Here is a 16,816-nt window from a genome sequence, read left to right as displayed (position 1 = left end):
TCGTCATCGGGGGATTCGTGTCGTGACCGTCTTCACCGTTCCAACACAGTGCGTCACGATACGCAATAGATGCAACGGGGGTTCTAGTCTGCGTCTCTCAATCGATCAAACCAGACTGGACCAAAACCAAATCAACCTCACAACCCAGTGCATCAGCACGCGCTCAGAATGTCCCTGCCCGAACATTGCAATCACCTCTCTATGGGCTGGAGCTACTCCTCCGAGTTGACTACTGCTATGGAATGAAATGCCGAAAGTGGATGGAAGCTACTCTTCTGCTACCACGTCGAGCAGGTCCCACTCCAATTCTGCGACGTCCTCGGCGACGTCACTCTCTCGATTGATTCGGTACATGGGGCTACCGCCTACCTTTCTTGTTTCTTCGATGACCTCGAGGTTTCGCAGGTCATCGATGTGGCCATGAACGGTTGTCCGGTGGAGTCCCGCTAATTCGGCGATCTGTGTCACGTTCAGATCGACGTCACTCTCGGACAGCAATGCTGCGATTATCTTGACCTTGGGTGTTTCACCGAATAGTTCGGTGAGGACCGTTCCTTCTGCGTACGATCCGGTCGGTTCTTTCTTTTTGGCTTCCATGTTGCGTTCCCGCCAATCTTCATCACCAACAGGCGGGGGTCAGCATATACCCGGCGCTATCTATCAGTCTCAATACCCCTTCTAGTCAGGGCACCTCCTACGGTGTGATGTCTCCATTGCTATTAGCGATTGAATCATTCGTCGGCGCTGTCCCAGCTGGTTGGAGCCGTCGTGGCATACACGAGAAATTGACCCCCATAGAATTAAAGGTAGTGGTTTTCATATACACTCGCAGGCTTTATCAGAAACATGGAAGAGATTCAAACCGACTCTATGTAGATATTGAACAACACTTATGTGGGACAGGATCAAATATATCCACGATGTCTGACTGCGATTCTAATCTTGAGGTCAAAGTTGTGAGAAAACTCGCCTCAAACAAGGTTACAGGGCAGCACAAGAAGCAGATATCAACTGTGCAAGGATGGGGATTTGCGAGCCACAATAAAGGGAAAGTCGGAAACGTTCTGGAAAATCTCGCTCGAGATCCAGAAGCTCCAGTCGAAATGTACGGCGGCCGCGATGTAGTAAGGCTCACATCATTGGAAGACGCCAAGGATTTCATCGAAGAGCGGGGCGGTGACCCTCCCTGGTTTCTACAGGACTGATAAACCCCTCAAACGGAAAGTTGTAGCTGCTTCGTGCATTCTCATATGCCCGAAGAGTAAACCTCGATCCGGTGAATTCCTGCATCGATGGCTGAGGACACGTTCTTCCGGCATATTCGTGGGGAGGAGTCACAGAACGACTTCTTCGCTTCCCTGCTGTCCCTCTCTCTCTCTGGAACACGGCCCAGCGGTACTGAATTCGATTCATGACACTCTCGAGTTCTCCGAGGAGGCAACTGTCGTTGCAACCCAGCGTGACCGACTGCCACGTACCCCCCGGGACGACGACACGGACTGGATCCTCGACTGGGTCGTCGAAGACACGGACGAACTCGTCGGATACGAATCAAAGACGGGGAACGCCGTCCCCAGCGACGCCCAACTCGACGGGGAACTTCGGAAACTCGAACGCAACAGTGGCGGGCGAACCACTCACTTGTACGTCTTCACAGACCATCCGACGAACCCGCTCAGTCGGACCGACGTCGAATGGCTCAGTTGGTACGACGTCGCCGAACGCGTCCAGGCATTCGACCCTGACACCGACTCCATCCGGATGCTTCAACGAATGTTCGAGAACGAAAACTACGAGACTTTCAGTGGCTTCGAGCCGTTCGAACAGACACGCGAGTGGTTCGCCCGGCACGATGAACACGTCGTCGAATTGGCGTTCGAGCTTCACCGACAACTCTCCGGGATCGACCTGTACACACGGTACGACAATACCGTCCCGCACCACGCCACAACGACCAGTCTCTCCGTTGCGGAGCGGAACCGATCGATCTCACTGAACCAATCCGTCCACATCATCCCCTTCCACCCGCAGGACCACCCGGAACACGTCGACGCCAAATACCACCCAGTACTCCTGATCCCAGCGATCCGCAACGAACTCTTCGTCGCCCACCACGTCCACGCAGTCAGCGACGACGCCGGTGCCTTCGTAGAAGCAAACCAAGACCGACTCGCTGAACTCGTCACGGAGAATGGCATGACGCTCCGCACGTCCTGAAACAGATTCAATCACCCCGAACGAGACATCCAGGAGTACACCGACCCCGACGAAGTGAAAGACATCCTCCGGAACAAGCACGGTTCCGACTACTGGAAGCGCCTCTACTTCGGATGGGAAATCGACACCGATCAAGACGCTACCACAATCATCGAGAAAACCGTTGAGAGGATGATCTTACTAGACCGGCTATTTCACGACATTGCGGATGGATTAGACGAGATTCCAGTTTAGCCCGTTGCTCCAAGATCCGTTCTCAATTTCCCAAGAGAAAACGCAGCGCCTCTACTGGGACACACCGAGGCACGGAAGGACTAGCAGCGTCGGTGACTGTCGAACACATGTGCCGGCAGGATTGACTTCACAAACATGAAACAGCCGAAAATAGCAAGCACAGCACGAATGACGTTCGAATTACATCTCGGGCCAATCGACTTGGTGGCGACAGTCAGGTGCTGATGTCTTCGGGTCAAGCGATGTCTTCCTCGACGAGAATCGGGTGAATTGTAGTAGACAGGTGAATCAGCTCATCTACTATCGCTTCAATGTGGTCCTCGAAACCTGGATCCTGAAGCGCATCTTCGTGCCAGATTGTCGTAGACACTATGTTCACTTTCCTGTGAAAATGGCATTCGTATCCAGGAATCGCTTCGGTGTGTCGGGATATGGTCGACTTGAGGGCGTTTCGTCGTTCCTCCGTCAATTCCTCAATACTCTCGATATGCAGCCTGACGGTTGTCCTGCCGGACTCACCCGTTTTCCCGATGAATGCATCGTACCAGACGGCGTCGGGATGGTCCGGGTGGCTTGACTGAAATGACACTCGTTTCCGTCCAGTAAATGCGGTGGTCAGTGGGAGCCCTGTCTGTGCATGAACTCGATTCTCGATCGAAGCAATCGTCGCCGAAGCATCAACAGTACTCGATTTCCGCATCGCCGTCTCGAATATGTCTTGAAAGAACGGCGCCCCATCGTGTGAGAGCTCCACGAGCTGAGCCTGAACCGCCTCATAGTGAATAACCGAGTCAACGCCCGTCTCATCAGCCTTCGAGACGTATCCCTCCGGCGCCAAAAGACAGACTGAGAACGAATCCCACTCGTGACGTTCAACCCGGATCTCGCCTCGATTGTAGTAGCGTTCGATCTGATCAGGCTGTTTCGCAGCGTTGATTTTATTCTCGATCAAAACGACGTGCCGATCTCCCGCCTGTGTCAGGAACCCGAATTCGATGTCCGACTCTCCCTCACCAGCGTAATGCGCATGCGTAATTACGCCGATAAATTCCCCAAAATGGGCGTCGGGAACGACTTGCTCAACGAACCAGCGTCTGAACTGCGGCGATGTAGACAGCAGCTGAGCTACCGTGAAGTCAATTTCACGCTCACCAACCGCCTCGATCGCAGGTCCCTCCTCTATGTGCACAATAGCAACCGCTAGTTGACTAGATAATAACCCTTTGCCCCTATTGAGAATGGTACATCAATGCGAAGGTAGACTCCCTGCCCAAGGATTGTCGTCGACGAAGGCCTCCCCGTACTATTTGAGTGAATCTTTCAACTGCGGTATGACGGTGGGGGCTCGTCAGTCGTTGTTTCCCCTGTGTCTTCGTACATCCAGATCACATTATGGACATCTAGCATCGACACCGGCTGCTCACCACCTAACTCACGTACGGCGCTTTGAATTTCATCACGGGACGTTCGAAGCGCGTGCCCCACTGCGCGGTACTGGCGTGGTCGGAAACCAGATTCGTAGTCGTCTAACGTCGTCTTCGCCTCCACGAATGATGCTGTCTTCGATGGTGGAAGCCCGATTTGCTCATCCGGTTCAAACACCATCATGAGCGACGTCGCCATCCGCTCGATCTATTCGGGACTGCGTCCCTCTTCGTCCTTGATGTGGATGGTGTCCTCACGAAAGAGCCGCAACCGCGTGACGACGAAGCACCAGAGGATTTCGGACGTCTGATTAACGAGATGGCGATGCAATGCGTTGAGTCCGTTTACCGATGCATACAGGCGTGGATGGACGACGGAGAGCCAGGAGGAGCACGCCATACTAACTCCGCCAGTTGAGGATTAACGGCCCCCACTATCGGCGTCATTCGGGCCGTCGAACGCAGCACTTGACGGACGCTCGTTGGAGGGCCCACATCTTGCGTCGTAGTGAAGTGGCCAGGGTGTGACCCATAGGCTTCACCACCTGTCCGAGGGATAATTCGAAAGAACGTCCTCAATCTCGCTGTCGCCCATCAACTCGTTGCACCGGCTATGGACCATTTCCTTCGTGACAACGAGCAGCCGTTCCCGGTTGAAGTATTCGCCCTGATAGCTCTTCTCGCCTTTTGTGGGAGATTCGTCGTCGAGCCGCGTCGTGAATCGGATGTCGTCGATCAGACGGCGCTTGAACAGCCGATAGTTGAAAAATGGCCTGAATGCGTCGACGATTCCACCTCCGTTGGCCAGGTTAAGTTCGTTCCGCTGGGCCATCGAGAGGTGCGCGTTGACCATCTGTGCTAGCGCGTCTGCGTACAGGACCACCATCGTTGCGTCCGTTCCACCGCGATACTCCTTCTCAATCGCATCGTACCAATCAATCTCGTTGGCCTCCCGTCCGCTCATAGAGAAGACCACGAACACGTGGGCGATGTGAGTGTCGTCGAAGCTCGGGTGACTGGCCTGTCGAAGGTAATTGGCGTGTTTTCGAGCGATTTTCTCCGTGCTGAGGTTAGTCTCCGAACCGGACTTCGTGTCCGTGAGACCGAGAATGCGTCCGCCGTCCTCCTTCAAGCGGGAGGACGGTGGTATGAGAAACGCGATATCCGTCACGTTCTCGAAGCGGTCTGCCGTGCCGCCGAATGCGGGGTCGAGGGTGAAGTCCATGGTCGAGAAGGCGGCCTTGCAAACCTCCTCCAGTCTGTCCCCGAGTTGCCCCGAGTACGCCGTCTCCCGGAACACGCGGCTGTAATACAGGTCGGACTCGATGAGTCGAGGGTTCTGGTCCAGATTCTGGTGGAGGTCTCCCTCCTCCCAGCCGCCCTCGCTGAGTGCGACCTCAGACCGTTCACGTGAGAGCCGAGAGGCTTCGACTGTCTCGGCCACGGCCTCTGGGCTCGCGAGCATTTCGAGCGGGAACGTCGGCGCGAGGGGCCCCAAAGGGTACTTCGTCGCCGTTTCGTACGCGATGCCCTCAAACGCGTCTGGAATCAGCAATGCGTTGACGCGGTGATTTTTGATGGCGTCGACGAACAGCGCGTCGAGGGTGCGCTCGTAGTCAGTTCCGTTGCAGACGAGCACGACGCGGACGCCACGTTCGGTCTCCGCGATGACGTACTCGGGATAGTGAGTCGAGACTGTCGTCGGCGTAAGGTCCAGCACCTCGCAGGCGTCCTCCACCACGCGGTCGCCGCGCAGCCTGTACCTGACGTTCGCCCCTTCCGGCGCTTCGAATTCGTGCCCTTCCTTGCAGACCAGCAGGCGCATCCCGTCGGTGTCCGATTCAGCTTCCCCTGCGATATCGGCCCCGCACTCCTCGCACGTCTGCTTGTCCGAAAACGATTCAAGGTAACCCGCAGCGTCGAGTTTGTCGTCCCGTTCGGTCGCGAAACTCGTCCCGTCGCTCAGGTACTTAGACAGTGCGTCTAGTTTAGATTCATTCATCGTGGGACCGGAAGAGCAATTTGAGGCGGTTCTTCGCGGCGTCGGAGAGGCCACCAGCACGCGATTTCCAAATGCCGTCCTGTAGAATGAACTCCTCCGGAGGGTCGTCCGCTCCGCGAAGGTGGGCTCGGAAGACCAGGCCAATCGATGCGGGGTCGGCGTCCTCGACGACGCGCTTGAGGCTGTCGCTGTTGCTCACGTTCCGGTCAGTCCAATCGCGGAGGGTAGCTGTCGAGCGAACCTGGAATGAGTCCGTGAGTGCCTCCTCGACGCCTTGGACGCTGATGCCGACAAGTTCAATCGACTCGTAGATGTCCTCCAGCTCGTCGATGGACTCGTCCACTTCCTCCGTAGCGTCAGTTTCCATTGCTCGGTCGGAAACCTCCTCGACACGCTTGTCGACGGCGTCAATCACGTCGTCATCCGTCGCTTCTTCGTCGTCGAGGGCATCGAGGGCGGACTCCAGAACGTCTTCGACTGTGTCGGTTCGTTTCCGCCGACCGTCGTCGAAAGGGTCCTTCCATCCGAGCACATCCCCTGAGAACCTCTCTAGCAGTCCGTTCCAGTTGTTGAGCGCTTTCGAGTAGGTCACTTCGTAGGTGTCGCCGTCGTGGGCGATGTTGGCCGAGAGTGTCTTGACGGCGTACGTGGAGTCGTATTCGATGTTGGGTTCGAGCGGGTTACCCTCCTCCCCGTCACGCCTGATATCAAACACGGGCTGGGCGATGCGGGCGCTCTCTTGGTAGAAGTCCAGCACGTATTCCTCTTCGCCTACATCGTGGCAGTCAATCGAAAGGGGTCGGGAATCGCCCTTGTTGTGCGAACGGACGAATGAGGTGACCCGCCCCTCCAATCCATCAAGGTCCAACTCGTCGTACTCGTACGTCAGCTTGCTCTGCGATTTGAACAGGCGAGCTTTCGCCAACAGGAGGTCGTAACCCGGCGTGTCGCCAGTTTCGGAATCGTACAGGGCGTGATATGTCAGCAGCAGCCGTTCTGTCCACGACCCGACCAACTCCTCAGAGACTCGGCGAGAAATCCCTTCTTCCGCGAGAAAATCGATCACGGAGTTCTGTTTGAGGTTGTGGTGGGTAAACTCCACATCGGCCCGATTCATGAACTCTGCTGATTGGTCGGGGTAGGAGGCGGCCAGATATGAGGCCCACTTGTGGGGGTCGTCGAATGCGCTTCCCCCATTCTCGTAGTAGGTCGCTGGCTCCTTAGTCTCACCGCGAAAGATATCGTAGAGGTGTCGGAGGCGGTTCGCTTTCCGGAGGGACTGGCGGAGTTCATCAGCGAATTCCCCCTCGTCACCCCTTCTTGGGTCGACGAATCCCCTTCTCCCAGAGTTTGGCATATATTGGTACACTGGGCTGAATAAAATCAAGCTTTCTCCGTTTTTGCCCGTACGCTCCGCATTGACGATGCCATTCTTCTGGGTGATGTTTCAGCACGGGACTGCTGGCGTACTCTGCTGAAAGCATTTGCAACGGACACTCAATCCCGATATATGGCCGACGTCGAGGTACATCGCTGAGAGGCGGATTGCTGACAGTGTGGATATGAGACAACGGTCGTCTGGCCGCAGGAAGGGACACTCAACACCCAATTGGGGAGCAGCTTGCAGAACATCCCGAGTACAACGTCCAGAAGGTGTTCAGCAAGTCGCTCGGAAGGAGGGGCAACGTGTGCGATTCGCGCATAGAGCACGTGCAGGTGCTGTATGACGGTCGAGAACACAAGGTGAGCATCATCTATCTGCCCGGCGAAGAGTACTCGCTGTTCACGGTGAACGGGTGGGTTGACTCGGACAAAGCGAATGCGCTGACGAAGCAGTATCGACAGCGCTGGACGATTGAGAACGAGTACAAGACCATCAAGGCGAACTTCCTGCTGCAGACTGCGACCAAGGATTCTCGGATTCGGTTCCTGTACTTCGTGATTGGGGTGATTCTGTACTACGTATGGCGGCTTGCGAACTTCGTGTTACGTGAGGAGTGTATGTGGGCCTCGGCGAGGACACGCCGCTTAAGTGGGGAAAATCGTCGAACCGATTGGGTTCTGTCTGTTCGACCCAGGCGGCTAAGCTGGATGCAGTTCCGTGCCCGTTCTCATTCTGGTGAGCGACTGCGTTAGCGAAATCGTTTGATTTGAGGGCGTTTTTCGGCTTGGTTGGCGATTCAAAGCGGAAAATTCATGCGCTGCGTTAGGTGACGAGACTTTCAGTCCTCAGAGAGCCCTCCATCCCCCAGTTTCGGTTATAATTTCGGCCAAGCGATCATGTTCAGAAAGTCAGCCCCGGCAATATAATTGTTTGAGAGTTTTCGCCCCAAACCGGGGAGAGAACCGCGAAATACTGTCTCAGGAGTTGGGCTCAGCTAGTAAGGTCCCGTTCGCCTTCCAGGTAATCATGACCGATGTCGAGAAGGGATACATCACCGGCTTCAGATACGGATATCACATTCTGATCTTCGAGAGCCGTACACCGACGGTTGACATAGTCCTCTTGGTAGTTTAGTCGGTCGGCAATTGCCGAGATTGATTGAGCCTCGCCCTCCGCTACTGCATTCAATATATAGTAGTCTCCGAAGTCCTCTACTGAACGGATATTCTCAGCAGTGTGAAGCGTCTGGAAGAGGAGCCAGATCAGTTTGGCAGAGAGCTGCTCGTTCTCGGCATAATCTGTTCGCTTTCCATGGAGAATATCGATACGATTTGGCCAAACTTGGCTGCTGTAGTATTCGCGGAACTCCTCGTCGATATCGGAAATGTGCCTAGGGCTACCTTCTCCCTTCCCCACGACCTTGACGCCATTCACTTCATGGCCGGGACGCCAAAGGCCGATTTCGAGAGCGAGGTCAATGAAGATGCCGTCTAGCTGGGTGAGGAGAGTAGGAATGCTAAGTGCATACCTTGCCTCAGCATGAGCGTCAAGTGCTTCGTTGAGAATGGCTTCTCGTTCCTTGTAATCCTTGAATGAGCTGAAGAAATCTTTGAAGCCCTCGATGTCTTCGTTGTCCCGAAGCTGAGCAGCAAGGAGTTCAGCCGCTGCTTCGTTCCCTTCATTTTGGTATTCCCTGTAGAGTTTGATGAAAGCCGAGTGGCGTACGTCTGAAAGCCATTTAAACTCGAAGTCAGATTCCTCTATTTCTCTATATTCGCGGGAGAGTTCTGCCAGTGGTTCTAATGAGTCAGTTATCAATGAGTTTAGAATACTGCCAAAGTCAAATGTATTGGTGAGCTGCTGCTGGTAAGAGGTCGTAATCGCGTTGATCGTCTCCGTGAGACCGGTAATTTGTGAAGTAGGAAATTGTACGTCAAAGGTAGGATATGGGGGAGCCTCTGGCAATTCGTCATTGAACGATACTTCGTCAACGTCTACTTCATCAACATGAGCTCCTACAAATCCTCGGAGGTACTCTTCTGCTTCCTCCACGGAGTCAATGTCAGATTCGGTAAGAAGATTCTCGAGGCTATCCTCCGAACTGAAATAGAGTTCACCAATATTGAGTCCGTTCGAAGAAACTCGTTTCGAGGGGTATGTAAATATCTTGATATAGAGTCCAACAAGCCACTCAGCCTGTTCCCCAGAAACCTCCATTCTTTTGGAGACTCGCTCAACGGCGTCCTGCCAGCTCCCCGCTGATCGAACGTGCTTACCTGTACTACGGATTCGCTCGCAATCATCGAAGGAAGCGTTTTCAACTCTCTCCTGTCTCTCCATTTTGATCTGTTCCATTAGATCCTCAGTAGATGGAATCTCCTCTGCTTCGTTCTGACTACCATCCTCTGTCATTGACGAACAAATTGTACTTGAAGTTTAGATCACTTCCCCATTTTAGGAATTTCAGTCACCATACGCCGCCAGACTCCCGTCGGTCCTGCTGTCCAGATACCCCTCTATTTCGTCTCGACGCCACCCGACAGGTGACACCACGCTCTCCGCAGCCCGAAGCAATAGTTCCCGGTAGAACCCGACGTCGTACCCTTCCCCCTCTTCGTGTTGCAGCCGGACGCGGTCGCGTGACTCAGCATCCTCGTCGACGACCACGTACTCGACGTCCTGGCCCGGCGCCGTATCGAGGCCTGCATCCGAAGCCCGCTCCAGCGCGGCGACGGTCCTGGTGTACTGATCGTACTCGCTGGCTGGTTTGGAGGTCCGATTCTTGACGAGCAGCGCCTCATCCTCGACGTCACCACGCTCCAACCGTTCAATCCTGGCCGACAGCATCGCACACACGGCCTTGGGTGTTCGCTCCGCGTCGTAGGCCTCGATCATCGCCTCCTGAGCGCGAGAAACGAACTCCGGCGTTGAACGCTGCCGGACCTCTACGCCGCGGAACTTGTACTCGTCCTCGTGATCGGGCGGATCAGCGCGTTTCCCGAAGTACTTTGTCAGCGCGCCGGCGTCGCTGGTCCGCATCGGCACGAACGCAATCCACTCGAACTCAGACTCATACTCCAACTCGATGCGCGCCGCCTCAGAAATCTTCGTGGCCAGCTCGTGCAAATCTTCCTGCTCCTCGCCTTCGCGTGCCGTCACCCAGAGGCTGTCGACGATGCCGTGGACGAGTCGCCACCCGCCGGCCTCCAGCCGTGCCTTCGCGTCGAGAAGGATCTCGCGAGCGAACGCGTTGATTGCCTCGTGGCACTCGATGCGGCCGAACTTCGCGTTCGAGAACCCCTGGTAGCCGAAACAGGAGACGAGAATCCACTTGATCGCAGAAGACTGCCCCTCGAGGGCGGCGCGGCGTTCGGGATCATCACACTCCCGGATCCGCTGTTTGATCTCGGCGCGATCATCGATCAACGGCTGCAGCACGCTTTCGAGATACCCCTGCTCATCACAAATCGAGTAACCCAGGCCCGGCACGTCGTCGCTGTCGTGACAGTCACACCGAATCACGTCCGGCGAGACGTTGTACTGGCAGATAATGTTCGGATACAGCGACGCGAAGTCAAGCTCGTGCACCTCCTCGTGCACGCCGACGTCCGGCGCGAACGTGTGCCCGCCGCGATCCGCCTCATGCAGCTGATCCATTCGCTTCACGAACTCGTGCCGCCAGGAGTTCCAGGGCACGAGCACATCCCGAGACATTGCCTCGCGGATCTGCATCGCGGTCAGGACGTTCCCCATCGACGCCCACGCGAGCTCCTGGACGGGCTTCCAGGACCGCCCAACGAGGTCGGAGATCCCCGCCATCCCGGACTCCGTATGGAAGAAGCTGTTCGATCGATCGACGATCGCCCGGCCCGGAACGGAGTACCGCGCCGGCGAATGACCCACGCGCCCGTAGCTCTCGTACGTCGACTCCCCAGCGAGCTGCGTCCATCCGGGGCGCCGCCCCAAGTGAAGGTCCAGCCCGACGGCGTCGGCAGTCTCGTCGAGACGCGGCACGAGCTCGGCCGTCGAGAGCACGAGCACGTCCGGGTCGATCCGGCGTAACGCCCCGCCGATTCCCTCGACGACATCCCGCGGCGACCCCTCCAGTTCCGCACTCGTCTCAGTCCCGTCCGGCCGCTCACCTTCAAGCGCGACCGTCGTGATCGGGCCGTCGACGAGTTCGCGTTCGGGCACCGCGAGTTCGAGCGTCGAGAGTTCGGCGTCGGGCTCGGGATCGATGCCGCGCTCCAGACAGTACCGGAACTGCGGCGAGAGATCCACGTTGAAACACCGATACGCACCAGGCCGGCCCTCCGCGCGAACACGGTGAGCCACATCGGTCACGGCATCAACACGATCGACATCGACGGCCATCAGCTCCTGCAGATCGTGCCGGAAGCCCGGCCGCCACATCTCGGCACGCAGCGCCTCGACGCGCGGATCGGGATCAAGCAACGTCGCGATCTCATGCAGATCCGCGTCGTCGCCGTGGGCCTGGACGTAGAACGTCGGCGACCAGCGATCAATCCGCTGGACAGTCGCGTCGCTGCGTGTGGCCGTCCACTCCAGCACGTGGTCATCCTCGAAATCGAACGTGAAGGGCATCTATTCGATGCGCTCCTCGAGCTCCGCGACACGCTCGGCCAGCCGTTCGCGCTCCCGTTCCTGAGCAAGCACCATCGAGAGCAGGACGGCCGGCATCGGATCCGTCGGGTTCTGATGGCCCGCAGCATCAGCGTAGCGCCGCGCATGCTCGAACAGCCGATCGAAGTGCTGCTGATCCTCCCGACGAAGCGCCCGCTGGAACTCCGACCACTCCGACTCGATGCCCCGCAACGTATCGCGATACGTAGCGTTCGTCCGACCCATCTATGCCTCCGAGGAGATCGCCCCGTCGACCGGTTCCAGCGCGCCCTCAGGGGCACGGGCCTCGAGGATGCGCCGCCAGTACGCCAACGTCGTCTGGACCAACCCATCCTCGACGGGGTAGACCAGCGTCTCGAACTCATCCGTGACGAACCGCGGCCCCATCGCCGTCTGCTCACACCGCAAGGTGTCCGCCGCGGCGTTCGCAATCGGCGCCGACAGCGCATCGTCACGGGCTCGCGTCACGAGCACCGGGACGTCCACCTCACGGGCAACGCCCGCCAGGCGAGCCACGGCGCGGACGAGCATCCGCTCGCCCTCATCGCCGCGAAGGTTGTCCTCGCGATACCGTGCGTCCAGGGCCGGTGCCACGATCACCCCGAGCTCGTCCTCGGCAGCAAGTCGCCGGGCCTGCGACGTGATCACGTCGACCAGCGCGTAATGCTGGAACGCGGTGAACCCCCGCCCGACGTCGATGCGCTCGAGAACGCGCTGGCTGGGCGCGACATCGGCGAGGCGTCGTGTGCGCGCCTCCCGGCCCGCGTCGATCCAGAGCGCGCGCTGGCCGTCCCTGAGTACCTGATCGACGACGAGCGCCGGCAACGCGCCGCTGGCGTCCGCATCGAGGAGTTGGATACCGGGTTCAAGATCCGGCAGTTCCGGGATCAATTGAGGTTCCATGTACATCCCACTCCGTCAGTCCAGCGAGGGTTATACCGAGCCCTGAAGCTCGGTGAAAGTGAAGGTGGGGCCCGGCTAATTCTTGAACTCCGCAAGGAAATCGCTCATCATTTCCTCCAACAGATCGTCCTCTGACTCCTCGAATTTCTCCTCATAGAACTCCCCGTGACCCATCCCGAGCGTTCCCGCATGCGTTTCTCCGAGGAAGACCAGGATTTGATTCGGATGGATCGTTGTCTCGGAGTTCCGGCCGGGCAGGTCAGAAACGGTTCTCTCCTCTTTGATATGTGCATTCATTGCAAACGTCCAGGACGCCTCTCTATCTTGAGCGGGGAACTCGAGGGTAGAGGCCTCCTCCATCGGGATATCAACATACTCGAAAATCAGGACGTACGTGTTTGCTGCCTCTTCAGCATCCATACACGGGGATGTTGGCATCCCGACTTAACTATTGGCTGACAGCGGGGTAAAGTCGGTCGACCAGTTTGCAGAGCCGTCAGGAGTTCACGTCCAACGTTTCAGTATAGACGTACTGGTCGCCGTCGATATCAACGGTTACCTTGACCTCATATGTGCCGTCGGTGTTGTACGTGTGCTGGAAGTACCATCCGGACTCAGTCCGGCCATCTCCGAAGTCCCATTGCGGATTCGCCACATTATGGTTCTCAGCAGTTATCTCGAACTCGTAGCCACGGTCGCCCATCCAATTCGGCTGAGTAATCGTATAGACTTCCTCTGCTGGCGGTTTTTCTCCAGGCGGTGGGGAACTCGTATTGACCTCGAGATATTCGGTGTAGGTCTGGTCCTCTCCATCGATTTCTACCGTTAGCTCGACTGGGTATGTCCCGTCAGCTGCGTACTCGTGCTGGACGTACCACTCTGACTCAGTTCGTCCATCGCCGAAGTCCCAGCGGGGATTTCCGACGTTCTGGTTGGTGACCTCGAACTCATAGCCCCGCTCACCTATCCAGTCCTGCTGGGTGATCTCGTACACATCCTCTGCAGGTGGTGAACCGGATGGTGGTCCACCTGGGCCGGGACAGTCTCGTGGGATTTGGTACGTTTCGGTGATTCCGGAAATGGTCGTAGAATCACTAACTGCAGAATGGACTGTCACTTCAACTTCTGTCTCGCCGCCTCCGGATCCAGATTCACATGTCACCGCATAATTCGTGCTCGCACCTGCCATCAGCGCTCCATCGAAACCATCCGCTTCTTGGAGTCCAGCTTCGTTTATGGAAACCTCTACACCGAGCGTGACATCCTCATCGAGGTTGTTCGTGAGAACAAGGATCTCCTCGGCCTGGTTTTGATCGGAAACCGTGACATCGTATTGCTCGATCGCGATCAACGCGTCCGAGGTGTTGGCCGTCCCGATTTGGACACCCCGATCGGCAGCAATCGACGAGTACCCAAAGGAAGGAACTGCAACCATGGCGCCCCCGATTATCAGGAGTATGAAACCAAAATATGTTACCTTATTCCTCATAAAAAACTCCGAATGGGTGCTCAACTCTGGCGACAGTGAAGCAAATCTATGTATTCGATTTATGAAAACCTACCGGCTCATCCATGCCGAACAGAACTCTGGCACAGTATCGATTGTGACGAACTGTCCAGAAAACCTCGTGGCGAAAATTGTTCCTCTGAGTAGCAAGGTACACCGTCCACGACTTACTCAAGACTTGCTTCAACCCGCGACCTTTCCAGGGACAAGGATTCGTCTATTGGCCTTGGAACAGTCGGATACTCGAGAGCATTGCCAGCCTGCTTACGTAGCGTCACCTCCGCCTTCCTGTACCGTCGTAAACGGACCCCCACCCCTGTCCTCGCCGTTCCCGTCATCCTCAGGCGGCCACACCGCATCCGGCTCACCAAGCCCCTCAACGGCGTCTTCACCGCTCTCACGCGACGCTTCACCAGACTGCACGGCACCCAACTGCCGCTGATCCTCCCCGTCCGCAGCTCCCGTCGACCGCTCACCCGAGGTCGCCGGGACCCCTTCATCCGCACCGATCGCATCGCCTTGCTCTAACGCGTTCAACGGGAACGCGTACGCCTGCGCTCGCCGCTGCTTGTACCACGACGTGCGCTCCGCGATACCCATCACGTCGATCACCGTCGACCGATCCACACCGCGCGCCAGGGCTTCACGGACCCGTTCATCCTGCACGCGGCGAATCAGCGACTGCAGGTCCGACGGGATGCGGCCGCGCTCAGACGTCCCGATCTGCCCCGGCAGCCCCCACGCGCCGGTCGCCGCGTCCTGATCCACCAACGGCTCCTCCCGAGATTCGACTTCCTGATCTAACCCCATGAGCAACCAGAGTCGCTCGCGAACCGCGGTCGTCGACAGGTCAAACGACAACCGATCCTGCACCTCGCCCGTCGACAACGGCCCGGACTCATGCAAGATCTTCAGAATCCGGTAATCGTGCGGCAGCAGCGCCTCTCTGTCCGCGTCCGTGATCTCGACAGGGACTTCGTCGCTCGTTGGGCGCTTGTGAATCCAGGAGTGACACCCTTCACACAGCGTGATCAGGTTGTCGACGTGATGCAGCAGTTCCCCTTCGAGGTCCGGGTTCTTGTGGTGCACTTCCAGGTTCGCAACGCCGCCGGCTTTCGGCGCGTCAGCCGGGCACACCGCGCAACTGTACCCGTCCTTTCGTAACCGGGCACGGCGCTGCGCTGCCGGGATCTGCTCGGCCCCCTCAGGCATCGCTCTCCACCTCCACGGCACCTGCGAAAGCCAATCGTGAGGCGTGCACTGCTGCCTGTGTTTCTCGCATCGATTCCTCGCCGTTGTACCGCGTAGCATCGAGTGTCATGTGTCTCACTGATAGGCTGCGTGCCGCCGAGCTTCGACTGGAGTATCGCTTCAAAACCGCGCCCCGGCGCCGCTCTGCACACGTCATGACCGGTCCTCACTCACCAGACTCGACACTCACCTCCAGTCCAGCACAGCCACCTGCAACACGCCACCAAACACCTCCCCCAACGCCCGTCACGCGTCACTCACCTCGCCGTCATCACGCCGCGACGCGTTCACCGCACGCTCCGCGACCCGATCCTGTCCAGCCGGCCTGACGCGCAGCTCCCCGAACCCGAACCGGGAGTGCGTCCCGACGCGCGTCACGCCGTTGCGCGCCGTCGCCACCGGATCCGACCCGGCATACCCGACGACTTGCCCGTGATCGACCGTCGCCAACTCGTACACGTCCGCCCCTTCCACCAGCCGCTCCTCGCGTCGACGCACCCCGTCTGCGTCCCACCACCATGGGATCGACTGGTCATCCGCTCCCGGGTACTCACTGGATAGCACGTACGGCGTCACCAACTCCACCACGAACTCGTCCGCCGCGCTCCCCGTCAGCCCGGAGTAATCCAGCTCGTCCAAGTCCACCACCTGCGTGTCCTGCACTGCTAATTCACCGAACCCGTAGTTCCGCGCCCCTCCAACGCGAATCCCGTCCAGCACGTCCTCTGCGAGCGGTACCACGCCTGGCTCCTCAGCATGCACATAACACTGGAGGAACCACTGGACGGTCCGCTTGGAATTTCGCACCTCCGGTGGCCGCCCGAAATGACACTCGGAGGCGAACGCCAGCCGGCCGCCGTGCCGCTGCACGTCCAGCGTGTTATGCGCATCGCGCGGCCGCTCCTCTTTCAGCCACCGTTGCGCGGCATCACGGAACACGAACAGGTCCTCATACGCCTCGACCGGTGGCAGCGACGTTCCGAGCTTCCCCGACACGCTTGACCGGGAATGCGTTTCCGGAACATCACCCCATTCGCCCGGCACGAACACCCCGTGACTCACGCACAGCGACCGCCGCGCAGATTCATCAACACGCCGCGCGACCGCGTTGAACAACGCGTTCCCAGACACGTAGTACGGGTTCCCGAGATACGTTGCTTCCACCGCGAACAACACCTGCTGCACCACCGTCACGCCAAACCACCCCAGTCACCCGGCGCATCCCAGCGCGACAACACTGCGTGCTCTGC

The 16,816-nt window shown here is 57.8% G+C and carries 16 protein-coding genes; 4 read left to right on the top strand and 12 right to left on the bottom strand.

The features are described 5' to 3' along the window. Nucleotides 1-267 precede the first annotated feature (267 nt). Nucleotides 268-597: a winged helix-turn-helix domain-containing protein gene (locus tag MXF70_RS14250; protein WP_248516331.1), complete on the bottom strand. Its 330-nt coding sequence runs from the start codon at nucleotides 595-597 to the stop codon at nucleotides 268-270. Nucleotides 598-920: 323 nt separating this feature from the next. Here MXF70_RS14250 and MXF70_RS14245 point away from each other — a divergent pair, with 323 nt between their 5' ends. The 3 genes from MXF70_RS14245 to MXF70_RS14235 are packed head-to-tail and all read left to right on the top strand — an operon-like array spanning nucleotide 921 to nucleotide 2,451. Next, nucleotides 921-1,205: a hypothetical protein gene (locus tag MXF70_RS14245; RefSeq protein ID WP_248516330.1), complete on the top strand. Its 285-nt coding sequence runs from the start codon at nucleotides 921-923 to the stop codon at nucleotides 1,203-1,205. Beyond that, nucleotides 1,177-2,217, top strand: coding sequence for a hypothetical protein (locus MXF70_RS14240; RefSeq protein WP_248516329.1), 1,041 nt, complete (start codon nucleotides 1,177-1,179; stop codon nucleotides 2,215-2,217). The genes MXF70_RS14245 and MXF70_RS14240 overlap by 29 nt, the downstream gene beginning before the upstream one ends. A gap of 54 nt (nucleotides 2,218-2,271) precedes the next feature. Beyond that, entirely contained in the window at nucleotides 2,272-2,451 is a 180-nt protein-coding gene (locus MXF70_RS14235; protein WP_248516328.1) for a hypothetical protein, read from the top strand. A gap of 235 nt (nucleotides 2,452-2,686) precedes the next feature. Here the strand turns inward: MXF70_RS14235 and MXF70_RS14230 are convergent, their stop codons facing one another. From MXF70_RS14230 to MXF70_RS14220, 3 genes are all read right to left on the bottom strand, one after another. Further along, nucleotides 2,687-3,640 carry a PD-(D/E)XK nuclease family protein gene (locus MXF70_RS14230; RefSeq protein ID WP_248516327.1) on the bottom strand — a complete coding sequence of 318 codons (954 nt, stop codon included), beginning with the start codon at nucleotides 3,638-3,640 and terminating at the stop codon, nucleotides 2,687-2,689. A 773-nt stretch (nucleotides 3,641-4,413) separates the two neighbouring features. Then, nucleotides 4,414-5,877, bottom strand: a complete 1,464-nt coding sequence (locus MXF70_RS14225) for a hypothetical protein (RefSeq protein WP_248516326.1) — start codon at nucleotides 5,875-5,877, stop codon at nucleotides 4,414-4,416. Further along, a complete protein-coding gene (locus MXF70_RS14220) occupies nucleotides 5,870-7,234 on the bottom strand; it encodes a hypothetical protein (RefSeq protein WP_248516325.1) in 1,365 nt (454 codons plus the stop codon). Before MXF70_RS14220 ends, MXF70_RS14225 begins: the two co-directional genes overlap by 8 nt. 329 nt (nucleotides 7,235-7,563) lie before the next feature. Between MXF70_RS14220 and MXF70_RS14215 the strand changes: the two genes are divergently transcribed. Next, a complete protein-coding gene (locus MXF70_RS14215) occupies nucleotides 7,564-8,013 on the top strand; it encodes a hypothetical protein (protein ID WP_248516324.1) in 450 nt (149 codons plus the stop codon). Nucleotides 8,014-8,251: 238 nt separating this feature from the next. Here the strand turns inward: MXF70_RS14215 and MXF70_RS14210 are convergent, their stop codons facing one another. The 8 genes from MXF70_RS14210 to MXF70_RS14175 form a co-directional block, all read right to left on the bottom strand. Further along, nucleotides 8,252-9,673: a hypothetical protein gene (locus MXF70_RS14210; protein ID WP_248516323.1), complete on the bottom strand. Its 1,422-nt coding sequence runs from the start codon at nucleotides 9,671-9,673 to the stop codon at nucleotides 8,252-8,254. Nucleotides 9,674-9,724: 51 nt separating this feature from the next. Then, entirely contained in the window at nucleotides 9,725-11,866 is a 2,142-nt protein-coding gene (locus tag MXF70_RS14205; RefSeq protein WP_248516322.1) for a type B DNA-directed DNA polymerase, read from the bottom strand. Next, nucleotides 11,867-12,130: a DUF8156 family protein gene (locus tag MXF70_RS14200; RefSeq protein ID WP_248516321.1), complete on the bottom strand. Its 264-nt coding sequence runs from the start codon at nucleotides 12,128-12,130 to the stop codon at nucleotides 11,867-11,869. Next, nucleotides 12,131-12,808: a P-loop NTPase family protein gene (locus MXF70_RS14195; protein ID WP_248516320.1), complete on the bottom strand. Its 678-nt coding sequence runs from the start codon at nucleotides 12,806-12,808 to the stop codon at nucleotides 12,131-12,133. A gap of 75 nt (nucleotides 12,809-12,883) precedes the next feature. After that, nucleotides 12,884-13,228, bottom strand: a complete 345-nt coding sequence (locus tag MXF70_RS14190) for a hypothetical protein (RefSeq protein ID WP_248516319.1) — start codon at nucleotides 13,226-13,228, stop codon at nucleotides 12,884-12,886. Between the two features lie 76 nt (nucleotides 13,229-13,304). Beyond that, nucleotides 13,305-14,297 (bottom strand): PKD domain-containing protein, encoded by a 993-nt coding sequence (locus MXF70_RS14185; protein ID WP_248516318.1) that lies wholly within the window; start codon nucleotides 14,295-14,297, stop codon nucleotides 13,305-13,307. 282 nt (nucleotides 14,298-14,579) lie between these two features. Further along, nucleotides 14,580-15,527: an HNH endonuclease gene (locus tag MXF70_RS14180; RefSeq protein ID WP_248516317.1), complete on the bottom strand. Its 948-nt coding sequence runs from the start codon at nucleotides 15,525-15,527 to the stop codon at nucleotides 14,580-14,582. 285 nt (nucleotides 15,528-15,812) lie between these two features. After that, nucleotides 15,813-16,760: a hypothetical protein gene (locus tag MXF70_RS14175; RefSeq protein ID WP_248516316.1), complete on the bottom strand. Its 948-nt coding sequence runs from the start codon at nucleotides 16,758-16,760 to the stop codon at nucleotides 15,813-15,815. Between the last annotated feature and the right edge of the window lie 56 nt (nucleotides 16,761-16,816).

It is taken from the genome of Salinarchaeum laminariae (genome assembly GCF_023204835.1).
GTDB lineage: Archaea > Halobacteriota > Halobacteria > Halobacteriales > Salinarchaeaceae > Salinarchaeum > Salinarchaeum laminariae.
The sequence above is the reverse complement of the archived record's forward strand: the minus strand, read 5'-3'. Positions and strand labels throughout refer to the sequence as shown.

What these genes read in the sequence shown, in the direction of transcription:
- MXF70_RS14250 (WP_248516331.1), bottom strand. Translation starts at nt 597, where the DNA reads ATGGAAGCCAAAAAGAAAGAACCGACCGGATCGTACGCAGAAGGAACG.
- MXF70_RS14245 (WP_248516330.1), top strand. Translation starts at nt 921, where the DNA reads ATGTCTGACTGCGATTCTAATCTTGAGGTCAAAGTTGTGAGAAAACTC.
- MXF70_RS14225 (WP_248516326.1), bottom strand. Translation starts at nt 5,877, where the DNA reads ATGAATGAATCTAAACTAGACGCACTGTCTAAGTACCTGAGCGACGGG.
- MXF70_RS14220 (WP_248516325.1), bottom strand. Translation starts at nt 7,234, where the DNA reads ATGCCAAACTCTGGGAGAAGGGGATTCGTCGACCCAAGAAGGGGTGAC.
- MXF70_RS14210 (WP_248516323.1), bottom strand. Translation starts at nt 9,673, where the DNA reads ATGACAGAGGATGGTAGTCAGAACGAAGCAGAGGAGATTCCATCTACT.
- MXF70_RS14205 (WP_248516322.1), bottom strand. Translation starts at nt 11,866, where the DNA reads ATGCCCTTCACGTTCGATTTCGAGGATGACCACGTGCTGGAGTGGACG.
- MXF70_RS14200 (WP_248516321.1), bottom strand. Translation starts at nt 12,130, where the DNA reads ATGGGTCGGACGAACGCTACGTATCGCGATACGTTGCGGGGCATCGAG.
- MXF70_RS14195 (WP_248516320.1), bottom strand. Translation starts at nt 12,808, where the DNA reads ATGGAACCTCAATTGATCCCGGAACTGCCGGATCTTGAACCCGGTATC.
- MXF70_RS14190 (WP_248516319.1), bottom strand. Translation starts at nt 13,228, where the DNA reads ATGGATGCTGAAGAGGCAGCAAACACGTACGTCCTGATTTTCGAGTAT.
- MXF70_RS14185 (WP_248516318.1), bottom strand. Translation starts at nt 14,297, where the DNA reads ATGAGGAATAAGGTAACATATTTTGGTTTCATACTCCTGATAATCGGG.
- MXF70_RS14180 (WP_248516317.1), bottom strand. Translation starts at nt 15,527, where the DNA reads ATGCCTGAGGGGGCCGAGCAGATCCCGGCAGCGCAGCGCCGTGCCCGG.